Annotated in this window: 14 protein-coding genes; 13 read left to right on the top strand and 1 reads right to left on the bottom strand. The window is 61.4% G+C overall.

Features of this window, described 5'->3' with window-relative positions; all coding sequences use genetic code 11:
• Window positions 1-40: 40 nt before the first annotated feature.
• Window positions 41-913, bottom strand: a complete 873-nt coding sequence (locus CMV14_RS14520; protein ID WP_139114804.1) for a glutathione S-transferase family protein — start codon at window positions 911-913, stop codon at window positions 41-43.
• Between the two features lie 110 nt (window positions 914-1,023).
• Here CMV14_RS14520 and CMV14_RS14515 point away from each other — a divergent pair, with 110 nt between their 5' ends.
• The 13 genes from CMV14_RS14515 (at window position 1,024) to istA (ending at window position 13,510) form a co-directional block, all read left to right on the top strand.
• The gene (locus CMV14_RS14515) at window positions 1,024-2,223 is read left to right on the top strand and encodes a cytochrome P450 (protein WP_066969616.1); all 1,200 of its coding nucleotides are present in this window, start codon (window positions 1,024-1,026) and stop codon (window positions 2,221-2,223) included.
• A gap of 51 nt (window positions 2,224-2,274) precedes the next feature.
• Entirely contained in the window at window positions 2,275-3,147 is an 873-nt protein-coding gene (locus CMV14_RS14510) for a cyclase family protein (RefSeq protein WP_066969614.1), read from the top strand.
• An 82-nt stretch (window positions 3,148-3,229) separates the two neighbouring features.
• A complete protein-coding gene (locus tag CMV14_RS14505) occupies window positions 3,230-3,580 on the top strand; it encodes a cupin domain-containing protein (protein WP_066969612.1) in 351 nt (116 codons plus the stop codon).
• The gene (locus CMV14_RS14500; RefSeq protein WP_066969610.1) at window positions 3,577-4,377 is read left to right on the top strand and encodes an SDR family NAD(P)-dependent oxidoreductase; all 801 of its coding nucleotides are present in this window, start codon (window positions 3,577-3,579) and stop codon (window positions 4,375-4,377) included. The genes CMV14_RS14505 and CMV14_RS14500 overlap by 4 nt, the downstream gene beginning before the upstream one ends.
• Before the next feature lie 3 nt (window positions 4,378-4,380).
• A complete protein-coding gene (locus tag CMV14_RS14495; protein WP_066969608.1) occupies window positions 4,381-5,304 on the top strand; it encodes a 3-hydroxyacyl-CoA dehydrogenase family protein in 924 nt (307 codons plus the stop codon).
• On the top strand, window positions 5,294-6,520 hold the full coding sequence (locus CMV14_RS14490; protein ID WP_066969606.1) for an MFS transporter: 1,227 nt from the start codon (window positions 5,294-5,296) through the stop codon (window positions 6,518-6,520). The genes CMV14_RS14495 and CMV14_RS14490 overlap by 11 nt, the downstream gene beginning before the upstream one ends.
• Window positions 6,517-7,443, top strand: coding sequence for a 3,5-dioxohexanoate:acetyl-CoA acetone transferase (kce, locus tag CMV14_RS14485; RefSeq protein ID WP_066969604.1), 927 nt, complete (start codon window positions 6,517-6,519; stop codon window positions 7,441-7,443). The genes CMV14_RS14490 and kce overlap by 4 nt, the downstream gene beginning before the upstream one ends.
• An 85-nt stretch (window positions 7,444-7,528) precedes the next feature.
• Window positions 7,529-7,846 (top strand): 2Fe-2S iron-sulfur cluster-binding protein, encoded by a 318-nt coding sequence (locus CMV14_RS14480; protein ID WP_066969602.1) that lies wholly within the window; start codon window positions 7,529-7,531, stop codon window positions 7,844-7,846.
• Window positions 7,847-8,025: 179 nt separating this feature from the next.
• Window positions 8,026-9,228: a cytochrome P450 gene (locus tag CMV14_RS14475; protein WP_066970395.1), complete on the top strand. Its 1,203-nt coding sequence runs from the start codon at window positions 8,026-8,028 to the stop codon at window positions 9,226-9,228.
• A 42-nt stretch (window positions 9,229-9,270) separates the two neighbouring features.
• Window positions 9,271-10,893, top strand: coding sequence for an FAD-dependent oxidoreductase (locus tag CMV14_RS14470; RefSeq protein WP_066970364.1), 1,623 nt, complete (start codon window positions 9,271-9,273; stop codon window positions 10,891-10,893).
• A 3-nt stretch (window positions 10,894-10,896) separates the two neighbouring features.
• The gene (locus CMV14_RS14465) at window positions 10,897-11,481 is read left to right on the top strand and encodes an SRPBCC family protein (RefSeq protein WP_066970367.1); all 585 of its coding nucleotides are present in this window, start codon (window positions 10,897-10,899) and stop codon (window positions 11,479-11,481) included.
• Between the two features lie 153 nt (window positions 11,482-11,634).
• Window positions 11,635-11,892: a TetR/AcrR family transcriptional regulator gene (locus CMV14_RS27590; RefSeq protein ID WP_139114842.1), complete on the top strand. Its 258-nt coding sequence runs from the start codon at window positions 11,635-11,637 to the stop codon at window positions 11,890-11,892.
• A gap of 97 nt (window positions 11,893-11,989) precedes the next feature.
• Window positions 11,990-13,510: an IS21 family transposase gene (gene istA, locus CMV14_RS14455; protein WP_096367681.1), complete on the top strand. Its 1,521-nt coding sequence runs from the start codon at window positions 11,990-11,992 to the stop codon at window positions 13,508-13,510.
• Window positions 13,511-13,521: the final 11 nt, after the last annotated feature.

The following is a 13,521-nucleotide window of genomic DNA, read 5'->3' as shown; positions in this document are numbered from 1 at the left end:
CCATTCGATCGATCTGCGATTTCCGATCTGTCGTTCCGAGCTAGCGGAGCAGTGACTTGATCGTGGGCCACGCCTCGCGCCCGGTGGATTCCATGAGCTCGATCCAGGAGGGCAGCGCGGTGTCGATGACCGCGGTCTTGAAGGCGGGCCGGCTTGTCACGCGATCGAGCCAATCCTGGATACGCGGGCGATCCGCCCACATCCCCGAGAGCTGCAGGTTACGCAGGCGCCAGATGTAGGGAACGACGTCGATATCGGCGAGCGAGTATTCGGGTCCGGCGAGCCAGTCATTTTCCGAAAGCGCCTCGTCCATGGCCGCGATGAATTTCTGATAGGCGCCGATCGATGTCCTCATGCGCTCGGAATCCGGTCCGGATTCGAAGCTTGCCCGCATCGTATCCTTATGGGCCGCTCCCGGGATGGATTCGAGATAGGCTTCAAGCTTTTCCTTTGTGTCCAGTTGCTTTCGAAAGGCCTGGTTGAAAGCGATGATGAAGCTGATCGTCGCGATATGCGGGATATGCATTTCGTCATCGATCCAGCGAGCCCAGTTCCTGCGCCGTGAACGCCAATAGGCATCCTTCGGCATCAACGGCGGCTGGGGATAGGCATCATCGAGATATTCGGTGATGATCGAGGACTCGGTGATCGTGCGGCCTTCATCCACGATGACCGGAACAACGCCCTTCGGATTGACGGCAAGGAAGGCGGGGGTGAGCTGTTCGCCGGCCTCGAGGGCTATGTTCCGGACCTGATGAGGGATCGCCTTTTCCGCCAGTACGATCCTTACCTTGTGGCAGCACACCGATTCAGCGTGCTCGTAAACGATCATTCCCATCATCCTCGTCCTTGCCTGTTCCGACCGGCCTTGCCGATCTTCACTGTCTCGATCCGCCTGGTCGGCGGGATCCACTCAAATGGTCGTAAGAGAATATCGTTGTCTTGACAACAATAAAGACCGGTGGCAATCAGTCGGCAGGCCTTTGAGCCGGCATCAAGACAATCGGATAGGAGAGGGGCAAGATGGCTGGGCCGGATGAAGTGGTGGTGAGCAGCCGCGTCACACCCGTCTCGGACGTAGATATTTTCAGCGCGCAGAATCTGCTGAACCCTTATCCCGTCTATGAAGGTCTGCGCGAACAGGGTGGTGCCGTCTGGCTGAGCCAGATCGATATGTTCATATTGACGCGCTTCACCGATGTGCAGGGTGCCTTGGCCGACTGGCAGGCCTTCACGTCCGCCAAAGGCGTGATGATGAACGACCGCATGAACGACACGCTGCAGGGCATCGTGTTGTGCAGCGACGATCCGGAGCACGCCGCGATGCGAAAGGTGCTTATCGCACCTCTGCTGCCCCGTGAACTCAAGGCGCTTACCGACAAGATCACGAACGAGGCGGAGTCGCTGGTCGATCGTCTCGTCGCGAAGGGCAGCTTCAACGCCGCGACGGAGTTCGCCCAATATCTGCCGGTAACGCTGGTGTCCGAGCTCGTCGGGCTCCCCGAGGAAGGTCGCGAGCGGATGCTCGATTGGGCTGCTGCGAATTTCGACTGCTTCGGCCCGATGAACCAGCGGACGCTCGACGCTTTCCCGACCGTGGAAGAGATGGTGAAATATGCCTTCACGGAATGTGTTCCCGGAAAGCTCAAGCCCGGGGGATGGGCCGCCAAGATATGGGAGGCGGCGGATCGCGGCGAGATCAGGCGCGAGCAGGCGCCGGTGATGATGAACGACTATATGGGGCCGAGCCTCGACACGACCATCTTCGCCACCAGCGCGGCGATCATGCTCCTGGCCACGAACCCGGACCAGTGGGACATATTGCGGGAAAATCCCTCGATCATTCCCAATGCGGTGAACGAGGTGGTTCGCATCGAGTCACCCATCCAGAATTTCTCGCGCGTCGCGACCCGCGACGTCGTGATCGACGGAGTCACCATCCCGGCAGGGTCGCGGATCATCATGTCCTATGGGGCGGCGAACCGTGATCCGCGAAAATGGGACGATCCCAACCGCTTCGACGTCCGGCGCCGGGCGATGGACCATCTCGGCTTCGGCCATGGCGTGCACCAGTGCATCGGCAACAATCTTGCCCGGATGGAGATCACGGCTCTTCTTACGGCGCTCGCCCGGAGGGTGAAGCGGATCGAACTGCACGACAGCGAACGACATATCAACAATGTGCTGCGCGGCTTCCGCCGGCTCGACGTCACCGTTCACTGATCTTCGGCATTTGCCGGAGACCTCAAGAAGCAATTTTCAAAGGAGAAAGTCATGCCCGGTTGGGAAGAAGGCGATTGGCGCGACGATAGTCTGTCGGTGTTCAAGCAGAGCAATCTGTCGAACGCGATGGGCCTGGAATTCTACGATCTGAGCCATCCATGGGGCCTCGGCCAGCCGTGCTGGCCCTATTTCGAGGATGTGAAGATCGAGCGGCTGCACGGCATGTCCAAGTCGGGCGTCCTGACCCAGCGGATCACCACGGTCATGCATTCGGGCACGCATATCGACGCGCCGGCCCATGTGGTCGAGGGCACGCCGTTCATGGATGAAGTGCCGCTGCCCTATTTCTTCGGATCGGGCGTGATCGTGTCCATTCCTAAGAAGAAGTGGGAGGTAATCACCGCCGAAGATCTGGAAAACGCGCGGCCGCAAATCCGGGAAGGTGACATCGTCATCGTCAACACCGGCTGGCATAAATATTATGGCGATAACATGCATTATTACGGCTATTCGCCCGGCTTCTACAAGGATGCTGGCGAGTGGTTCGTCAAGCGCAAGGTGAAGATGTGCGGGTCCGACACCCAGGCGCTGGACCATCCACTGGGCACCGCGATCGGACCGCACGGCCCGGGCGCGCCCAATGGCCTCATCCCGCACATCAACCGCGAATATGAGGATCTCACCGGCCGCAAGGTGATCGAGGATTTCCCCGAATGGGAGCCCTGTCACAAGGCGATCTTGTCGGCCGGGATCTGCGGCTTCGAGAATGTCGGCGGCGATATCGACAAGGTGACCGGAAAGCGCGTGACCTTTGCGGCGTTCCCGTGGCGCTGGAAAAAAGGCGACGGCTGCATCGTGCGCCTCGTCGCCATCGTAGACCCGACCGGAAACTTCCGGATCGAGACCGGCAAGGACAACGACTGATGGTCGGCGGCGTGACGGGGCTCGGCTCCGTCACGCCTTTTTTCCCGCCAGGCTGGGCCTTGCGACTGGAGAGTGCTTCGAAATGGACATTACCCGGCTGGCCGATGCCAAGGCCTATATCGCCCCAAAACATTACGACATGCGGTCGCTGCGCCTGCAGGGACTGGAGGCCAGCAGCGCTGATTTCGGCTGGACCGGGCTGTCTTACTTCCTACCGGGCGGCGGGGCCGAGATGGACGCCGGAGCGCTCGGCAAAATCTATGTCGTGATCGAAGGTGAAGTAACGATCGAGCTGGGTTCGGGCGAAACCCATATTCTCGGCAAGCTCGACAGCTGCTTCATTCCCGCCGGCGAAGCGCGCGCCGTGCGCAACGACGCAAATAGCGTCGCGGCCATGCTTGTCGTGATGCCCTATCCGGAGAAGACGGCATGAGCCTGCCCGCGATCGACACCGCCGGCCTGTTCGACGTCGCCGGAAAATCTGCGATCGTCGTCGGGGCCACCGGGTCCTTCGGCAAGGTCGTATGCGCGACGCTTGGGAGGGCCGGTGCGCGTCTGGTGATAACGGCGGGCAACAAGGATGAGCTCGCCGCGCTGGGCGCCGAACTGGCTGAAGCGGGCGTGGCGGCGGTTGCGGTCAATCGTCGTCCGAACGGCGAAGCCGATTGCGACGCGATCGTCGATGCCGCCATTGAAGCTTATGGCGGGGTCGACATCCTGGTGATCGCCTCCGGCGTGAACGACGTCGGCATGATCGGCGATCTTACGTCCGGACGATTCCAGAAGGTGATGCAGGCGAATGTCGAGGGCGCCTGGTCGATGGCCCGCGCGGCAGGCCAGCGCATGATCGCGCAGGGACGCGGCGGCAAGGTGGTCTTCACCTCATCGGCGCGTGGCAAGCTCGGCCATCCGGCGGGCTACTCCGCTTATTGCACCTCGAAGTCCGCGGTGGATGGTTTGACCAAGGCTTTGGGCTGCGAATGGGGCAAGCACGGGATCACGGTCAACGCGATCGCGCCAACCGTTTTCCGCTCACCGCTCACCGCCTGGATGTTCGAGGACAACGAGCATGCGACGAATGTGCGTAACGGTTTTCTGGCCCGGGTGCCCGTCGGCCGCCTTGGCGAGCCGGAGGACCTAGCCGGCCCTCTGCTGTTTCTCTGCAGTCGCGCTTCCGACTTCCATACCGGGCATATCATCTATGCCGACGGCGGCTATACGGCGGGCTGAGCGATGACCAAGGCGCGTATCGCGATCATTGGCGGCGGAATGATGGGCGCGGGGATCGCGCAAGTCTTTGCCGCCGCCGGGCATGAGGTGTTCGTTCACGAGCCGTTCGAGGCGGTTCGAACGACCCTGATCGAGCGGATAGGTGCGGGGCTGGCGCAGGTTGGAGACGATCCGAACCTCGCTACCAATGTCGTCGTCACATCCGACATGGCAGAGGCCGTGCGGCATGCCGCTTTCGTGACCGAGGCCGCTCCGGAAAAGCTGCTTCTCAAGCGGTCGATCTTTACCCAGCTCATCGAGCTGGCCCCGCGCGATGCGATTCTTGCCAGCAACAGCTCGGTCATGCCGATCGGGAGCATAACCGAGGGACTGCCGACGGCCGAGCGGATGGTCGGCACGCACTGGTGGAACCCGGCGACGCTAATTCCCCTCGTCGAGGTGATCCAAGGCGTCGAGACATCCGACGCCACGATCAGGGCGACGATGAATCTTCTCACCAGCGTCGGCAAGAAGCCCGCGCATGTGAAAAAAGACATCGCCGGGTTCGTCGCCAATCGCCTCCAGCATGCGCTATGGCGCGAGGCGATCGCCATGGTGGCGGAGGGCGTGTGCGACGCCGCCACGCTCGACGCGTGCGTGAAGAACAGCTTCGGCCTGCGTCTTCCGGTGCTCGGCCCCCTGGAGAATGCGGATCTCGTTGGTCTCGATCTGACGCTCGACATCCACCGCACGATGATGCCGGAACTGGACCGGCATGCCGAACCCCACGCCCTTCTGAAGGCGAAGGTCGAGGCCGGCGATCTGGGCTTCAAATCGGGCGAAGGATTTCGTCCGTGGACCGACGAGCAGAAGACGCGTCTCCGCGACGATCTCGTCGCGTATCTCGTCAAGGCGGACAAGGAGAGGAGGGCAGGGGGTGGCCGATAATCAGCCCGCTTCGAACGAGCTGCGCGCCGTCGTCATTCTTTCCCTCGGCTTCGGGTTGGTCGGAATCGATCGATTCCTGATCTCGACCATGTTTCCCGCGATCGCCCGCGATCTGAGCCTCGACTATGGCGACATCGGGACGATCGCCGGCGTTCTGGCATTCGCCTGGGGCGTTGCCGCGCTGGTCATGGGCAATGCCGCGGATCGGATCGGACGACGCAAGGTGCTGGTCGGCTCGCTCATCGTCTTCTCGCTGCTGATCGGCGCCAGCGGTCTGGCCGCCGGGTTGCTCGGCCTTATCGCCGTCCGCGTCGTGATGGGATTTGCGGACGGCGCGTTCACGCCGGCCAGCATATCAGCGACAATCGCCTGTTCGGCGCCCGATCGGCACGGCCGCAACATCGGCATCCAGCAGATGAGCCTGGCGCTGTTCGGGCTGGGTCTAGCGCCCCTGCTGGTCGCCTATCTGATCGAGTTCATAAACTGGCGCTGGATTTTCCTGGTTTTCACGCTTCCCGGCCTGGTGGTCGCCTGGGCAACCTGGCGGTGGATCCCGGATTCCACGGCCGATGATGGAAGCCATCTTCATCACCATGTTTATGGTCACGGCACGTTCGCCAATTGGCGTCAGTTGTTGGGCTATCGCAACATCAAATTGCTGATGGTGCTGATGCTATGCTGGCTGACCTGCCTGATCACGACCAGCGCCTTCATGCCGAGCTATCTGATCGACCATCTGGGTCTTTCCGAGCCGCAGATGGGTGGGGTGATGTCCGCGATCGGTTTCGGGTCTGCGGCGGGCGCCCTGATTTTGTCGTGGTTGTCGGACAAGGTCGGCAGAAAGCCCGTCATGGTGCTTTGCACGTTGGGGGCTTTTGCCGCGCTGTGGAACCTGTCCTTGTTGTCCGCCGGCGTGACCGGACTGTTTCTCACCCTCTTCGCGGTCCACTTTTTCAACAATGCGGCGATCACCCTGACCGTCGGACCGATCTGCGCCGAGACGGTGCCGGTTTCGTTAATGGCCACCGCGTCGGGCATGGTCATCGCCGTCGGCGAGCTGCTCGGCGGGGGGCTTGCTCCGATGGCGGCCGGCCAGTTCGCGGATCGCTTCGGCATCGCTCATATCCTGTGGCTGCCGCTGGGCGCCATCGCGCTGGGCTTCGTGCTCTCGCTGTTCCTGATCGAAACCCATCCCCGAAAGAAGGAAATGGCATGACCAGAAAGGTCATCATAACCTGCGCCATAACCGGCGGTATCCATACGCCGACATTGTCGGACGCGCTTCCCTACAAGCCCGCCGATCTGGCCGCTCAGGCGATCGAGGCCGCTGAAGCCGGGGCCGCCATACTCCATATCCACGCCCGGGATCCGGAGACTGGCGCGCCGACGGGAAGCCCCGATGTCTACCGGGAGTTCCTGCCGATCATCAAACAGGGGACCGACGCCGTCATCAATCTCACCACCGGCGGCAGTCCCGATATGTCGCCCCAGGATCGATTGGCCGCGGCTCTGACATTCTCGCCTGAAATGTGCTCGCTGAACATGGGTTCGATGAACTTCTCGTTCCACGATATGGGACGGAAGGTCACGCAGTGGAAATTTCCCTGGGAAGATCAGTATATTCTGGACAGCGAGAAGTTCATCTTCCGGAATACCTTCGCCGATATCCGAAATAATTATGAACTTCTGGCCGATCACGGCACACGCTTCGAGCATGAGTGCTATGACGTCGGTCATCTCTATAATTTGGCCTATTTCGTCGACAAAGGCATCGCCAAGCCGCCGTTCTTCGTCCAGACGATCTTTGGTATCCTTGGCGGAATCGGCGGCGATCTGGACAATGTGATGTTCATGAAGCGGACAGCCGATCGACTGTTCGGAAACGATTATATCTGGTCGGTGCTGGGGGCCGGCAAGTTCCAGATGCCGGTCTGCACGATGGCCGCACAGCTGGGCGGCAATGTCCGCGTCGGGCTGGAGGACAGTCTGTTCATCGAGCGCGGACGCCTGGCTGCATCGAATGCGGAGCAGGTTCAGAAGGTCAGGCGCATTCTCGGTGAAATGGGATTGGAGCCTGCAACGCCCCAGGAAACGCGCGCGATGCTAGGCCTGAAGGGCGGCGATCAGGTCCAATTCTAGCGCCGATCGAAGGCGCACCCACCGATCATCCTATTTGACAGCTGCCCTTGTCGGCAGGTCGTTACCCACAACAAAGGCCAGAATCATGCCCAAAATCCAAATCGTGACACGCGATGGAACCGAGCACGAGATTTCCGCCGATCCCGGCCTGTCCGTAATGGAGATCATCCGGGACGCCGGCATCGACGAACTTCTCGCACTCTGCGGCGGCTGCTGCTCATGCGCGACGTGTCATGTCTATGTGGACGAGGAATCCGCGTCTCTGCTTCCGCCCGTCAGCGAAGACGAGAGCGATCTTCTGGACAGTTCGGATCACAGGACCGCCCGATCGCGCCTTTCATGCCAATTGAACCTCACGGCGGAGATGGACATGCTGCGTGTCGTGATAGCGCCCGAGGATTGAATACGCCGACAGTCTTCGTCGGATAAGCGGTAATCTTTTCAGATATCTGCACTGCCATCCCCACATATCGTTGTCTTGACAACGATATGTGGGGATGGCAGATCGCTGGTTGTTTCGAAGGACAAGGACGGCAGCGGGCCGCGAGGCGCTGCGCCGGATCAGCAGAGGATGAGGATCAGATGGCGCAGCGACCAGATGACGACGCGATGGCGACGCCGGAAAGCCGAGGCGAGGATCCGCTGGCCATGCAGGACCTGCAGGGCATCTACGATCTGTACGGCCAGCTTCGGGGCTGCCCGATTCGGCATAGCAACGCGCAGGGCGGTTTCCACTGGCTGACGCGCTACAAGGATGTCCGCGACGCGGCGCTGGACTTCCGGCATTTCTCTTCGGCGCTCAAGGGTGTGCGGTTGCCGGCGCATCTCGACACGGGCCGGCTTCCGGCCATCGAGATGGACCCGCCCGAGCATGGCTTCTGGCGCAGCCTGTACATGGAGGCGATAACCCCGGCCCGGCTCAAGGCGGTGGCGCCCCGGCTGGAGGCGATTGCCGACAGCGTGATCGATCGTTTCGCTGCCAAGGGCGAATGCGATCTGGTCAAGGAGTTCGCCAGGCCGCTGCCCGTGCTGGGCCTGTGCGAGACGATCGGCATGACCGGCGTGTCGGTCGAGCGCATCCACGAGCTGGCCGATCGCTTCACCACAACCTCGGGCGCCGATCAGGGCGCGGTCATGCAGCAGATCGGCGCGACCGTCATCGACGAGATCAATGCGCGGCGGGCGCAGCCGCTTGACGACTATCTGACCCGGATCGCGCATGTCGAGATCGAGGGGCGGCCGATGAGCGACGGCGACATCGCGACCTTCATGACCGGCTTCTTCGTCGCCGGTCACGAGACGACCACCTCGGCCCTGGGGACCCTGCTGCTCCATGCGCTGCCCTCGGCCGATCTCAGGGCGCGCATGCTGGCTGACGACAAGGTCATGACCGCGGCGATCGAGGAGGCCGTGCGCCTCTCCTCGCCCTTCCAGGCCTTCCATCGCACCACCGTCGAGCCGGTCGACTTCGGCGACGTCACCATCGCCGCCGACCAGACCGTCCGGCTCTGCTACGGCTCCGCCAACCGCGATCCCGAGATATTCGACAAGCCGGAGGCGTTCAATCCCGATCGCCCCTTCAACACCCATCTCGGCTTCGGCTTCGGACGCCATGTCTGCCTCGGCGCGCCGCTCGCCCGCCTCGAGATCAAGACTGCCTTCAGGCGGCTCCTCGACCGCCTCCCCGACATCCAACTCGTCGAGCCCAGGCCGGACTACATCGTCCAGCTCGGAACACTCATCACTCCCAAATCCTGTCGCGTCTCATTCTCACCAAAAGCGTGACCACAGATCAAACTGCTTGGATAAACATAACGGCGAGGGCAGATGCAGAGTTGGGACGAGATCGTGGACGTGGTTGTGGTGGGCGCGGGCGCCGCAGGCGTTTGCGCTGCGCTCAGCGCGCAACATCATGGCGCAAAGGTGCTCGTGCTGGAGCGCAGCGCCAAACTGGGAGGGACAAGTGCCGTTTCGGGCGGCGGCGTCTGGATTCCCAACAATCATCATATGGGCGAGATCGGCTCGAGCGATTCCCGTGAGCAGGCGCTGACCTATCTGCACAGCCTTTCGCTGGGCGGAATGGACATGGAGCTGGCCGAGGTATTCGTCGACGAAGCCCCTGGCGTGCTTCGCTTCGTCGAAGATGAGACTTCGCTTTCCTTCTCCGCCATCCGCAGGCCGGATTATCAGCCGGAAAAGCCCGGCGGCACCTTCGGCCGGTCGGTCACGGCGGAATTGTTTCCGACGGCGGGGCTGGGCGATCTGCGCCCCCATCTTCGACAAGCCCCTTGCATTCCGATTCCGGTGTGCTGGGAGGACATCGAGCGTGGTCTGGATATGCTGGACCCTGTGGTGATCGGGGATCGGATGGCGAAGGGTCTTGTCGGTCTCGGGATGGCGCTGATGGCGGGTCTGATCAAGGGCGCGCTGGACAAAGGGGTGGTGTTTCGGCGGAACGCGCGTGCGCGCCGGTTGATGATCGAGAACGATGCGGTGGTAGGCCTCGAATATGAAAGCGAAGGGCAGACGCACAGAATCGGCGCGCGGCGCGGCGTAATCCTGGCGAGCGGTGGGTTCGAGTGGAGCGAGGGGCTGGTGAAGGACCATGTTGCAGGCCCGATAGAGGCTCCGCTGAGCCCGCCGTTCAACGAGGGGGACGGCCTGATCATGGCAATGGAGGTGCATGCGGCGATTGCGAACACGAACGAGGCCGTTTGGATGCCGTCAATCTGTATTCCAGGCGAGGAATATGAAGGTCGACAGCTTTATCGGCTGACAGGGAGCGAACGTTCCAATCCGCGGTCGATTATGGTGAACCGCGCGGGCCAACGCTTCGTCAACGAGGCGCATAATTACAATGATGTCGGCCGGGTCATGCACAATTTCGATGCGATGACATTCGATTATCCGAATCTGCCAGCGTGGATCATCGTTGATCAGAGCTACATGGATAGCTATCCTTTTGCCACGCGCTTTCCCGGCGATCCGATCCCTAGCTGGATTGAAACGGCAGACAGCTTGCGCGAGCTTGCAGGCAAGATCGGCGTCGATCCTGACGGCCTGGAGGCCGCGGTGGAGCGGTATAATGCGCATGTCGAGCAGCGCTGTGATCCTGATTTCGGACGCGGCAGCAGTCGCTATGATCTGGCCTATGGCGACCAGTCGCGCGAGGGCGCGCTGCAGACGCTGGGGCCGATCGAGCGAGGCCCGTTCCATGCCTGCCGGGTCTATTCGGGTGTGCTCAGCACGAAGGGCGGGCCCAAGATCAACGCGAAGTCCGAGGTGATGAACGTGCGGGGAGGCGCGATCGACGGTCTCTACGCCGCCGGCAATGTCAGCGGCGGTTTCACCGGCATGGCCTATCCGGGCGCCGGCGGAAATCTGGGGCCAGGGCTGGTATTCGGACATATCGCAGGCCGCAATGCGGCGGCCGTCGGCAACAGGTTCTGATCGATGCCGTCGGTAGAACATGAGCGGATCGTCGCGGCGCCGTTTTCCGAAGTCTGGCCGTTCGTGCGCGACATGGACAATTGGGCGCCGCTGGTGACCGGTTATCAGCGGCACGAGAAGCTGAGCGATACGGAATCGATCTGGCATTTGAAGGGCGAACTGGGCGGCCTGACCCGCGTGGCCGAGTTCAAGGCGCTGGTCACCGAATGGGACGAAAGCGGGCGGGTGAGTTTCACGCTCGAGGGCGTCAACGAGCCGGTCGTCGGCAACGGCAATTTCATCGCGCGGGAATTGACGTCAGAGCACCCCGCTCTTCCCCCTCAGCCGGAAGCTCTCGGGCTGTCGCGGCTGCTCGCATGGATGCCGCGGTATATCCTTGGCCTGCTGACGGGCACGCGGTCCTCGTCACCCGCTGCGCCGCAGAGCGGCGCAGCGGGTGAGACACAACTGGCCTTTCGGCTGACCGTCCAAGCGACCGGCATGGCGGGCGGCGTGCTCAACCTGCTGATCGCGCCGATGCTCAAGCCCGTGGCGGAGGATCTCGCGAATGCGATTGCCGACAGCATTGTTCCCTCAGCAAGCGCATAGGCGCGACATGCATATCCGATCCCCTTCGGAGCCACCCATTGCAAGTTTACGAGCTACGGAGTTTATTTATCCCGCTTGGTTAGAAAATCCGTGATTATATTAGAATCCAAATCACTAAGCCGTCGGGAGAGCCGGCGGCAAGGCCGCCGCGATATGATATTGGCGATCGCTACCTCGTCGTTTTTGGCGAAGGGATATTTTGCCACAACCATGTCCAGTATTGCTACCGAAATCGGTGGATCGAAAGCAACTCTTTGGACTTATTTTTCTTCAAAAGGAGATCTATTCTCTGCAGTTATCGATAGTCTGAATATTGAATATCGCGCTCATATAGCTACTCTGCTAGAGCGGCTTGACGATCCAGAGCGTACACTTCACAAATTCTGTATCAGCTTTCTAGAAATAATCTGAGAACACCGGGAATAAAAGGGGCCACGGATCGGCCAGTCTCACCGGATTAAAAAGGGGCCAGTCCTGCTAGACCTCCGTTTTTGGGCGGAGGTGGAGGATGAAGAGAGTGGAGCTTTATCAGAAGGTCCGCCGCGCCGTGCTGATTGACGGGATGAGCCGTCGCGCTGCCGCCCGGTATTTTGGGATCAATCGCAAGACCGTCGACAAGATGCTGTGCTTTCCAGAGCCAGCAGCGCACGGCCGGAGCGGGCAAACCTACAGCCGCAAGCTGTCCGGATTTACCGACATCATTGACCAAATCCTGGTGGATGACCGCAAGGTTCACATCAAACAGCGACACACTGCCGCGCGTATTTTCGAGCGTCTGCGCGATGAACATGGCTTCACCGGCGGCATCACCATTGTTCGCGACTATGTGGCGGGCGCCAAGTTGCGCAGCCGCGAGGTGTTCATACCATTGAGCCACAAGCCGGGGCATGCGCAGGTGGATTTTGGTGAGGCGGACGGGATCATCGACGGCAAGTTGGTGCGGTTCCACTATTTCTGCATGGACCTGCCGCACAGCGATGCGCCGTTCGTTAAAGCCTATCCTGCCGAGGTGGCTGAGGCATTTTGCGAAGGGCACGTGGCGGCCTTTGCCTTCTTCGGCGGCATCCCGCAGTCGATCCTGTATGACAACACCAAGCTGGCAGTGGCGCAGATCCTGGGCGACGGGAAGCGCGAGCGCAGCCGGATGTTCTCGACCCTCCAGAGCCATTACCTGTTCGAAGACAAATTCGGGCGCCCCGGCAAGGGTAACGACAAGGGCAAGGTCGAGGGGCTGGTCGGTTATTCCCGGCGCCACTTCATGGTGCCGAGGCCAGAGGCGCCCAGCTTTGATGCGCTGAACGCGCGCTTTGTCGAACAATGCATGGAGCGACGACAGGCCATCTTGCGCGGGCATGAGCGCAGCATCGGTGACAGGCTGGTGGCTGATCTGGCGGCCTTTATGCCGCTACCGGCGGTGCCGTTCGATCCCTGCCATATGGTGACGGGGCGGGCCTCGTCGATGTCGCTGGTGCGCTATCGTACCAATGATTATTCGGTGCCGACGGCCTATGCCCACCAGGAGGTCGTAATCAAAGGCTATGTCGATCGGGTTGCGATCATCTGTGGCGGGGAGCTGATCGCAGTGCATCCGCGCAGCTATGAGCGGGAGGACTTCATTGCCAACCCGCTGCACTATCTGGCGCTGTTAGAACAGAAACCCCGCGCGCTTGATCAGGCAGCGCCGCTCGATGGCTGGGTGCTGGCTGAACCGATGCATCGCATCCGACGACTGATGGAGGCGCGCAGCGGCAAAGAGGGACGGCGCGAGTTCATCCAGGTGCTGCGGCTATGCGAACGCTTCGAGCAGTCCCTGGTGGAATGGGCAGTGGCCCGCGCGCTGGAGATGGGGGCAATCAGCTTCGATGCGATCAAGATGATCGCGCTGGCCCGCCTCGAACAGCGTGTGCCGCGCCTCGATCTGCAATTTTACCCGCATTTGCCGCGCGCGAATGTCGGGCGTACCGATCCGCGCACCTACATGGGCCTGCTCTCGCAGGCAGGCACTCCAGCGACGGGAGTGGCAGCATGAGTGATCCCATG

Origin of the sequence: Rhizorhabdus dicambivorans (assembly GCF_002355275.1) — a bacterium.
In the GTDB taxonomy this organism is placed as follows: Bacteria; Pseudomonadota; Alphaproteobacteria; order Sphingomonadales; family Sphingomonadaceae; genus Rhizorhabdus; species Rhizorhabdus dicambivorans.
Note: the sequence above shows the minus strand (reverse complement) of the source record. Positions and strands in the feature narration are given on the sequence as shown.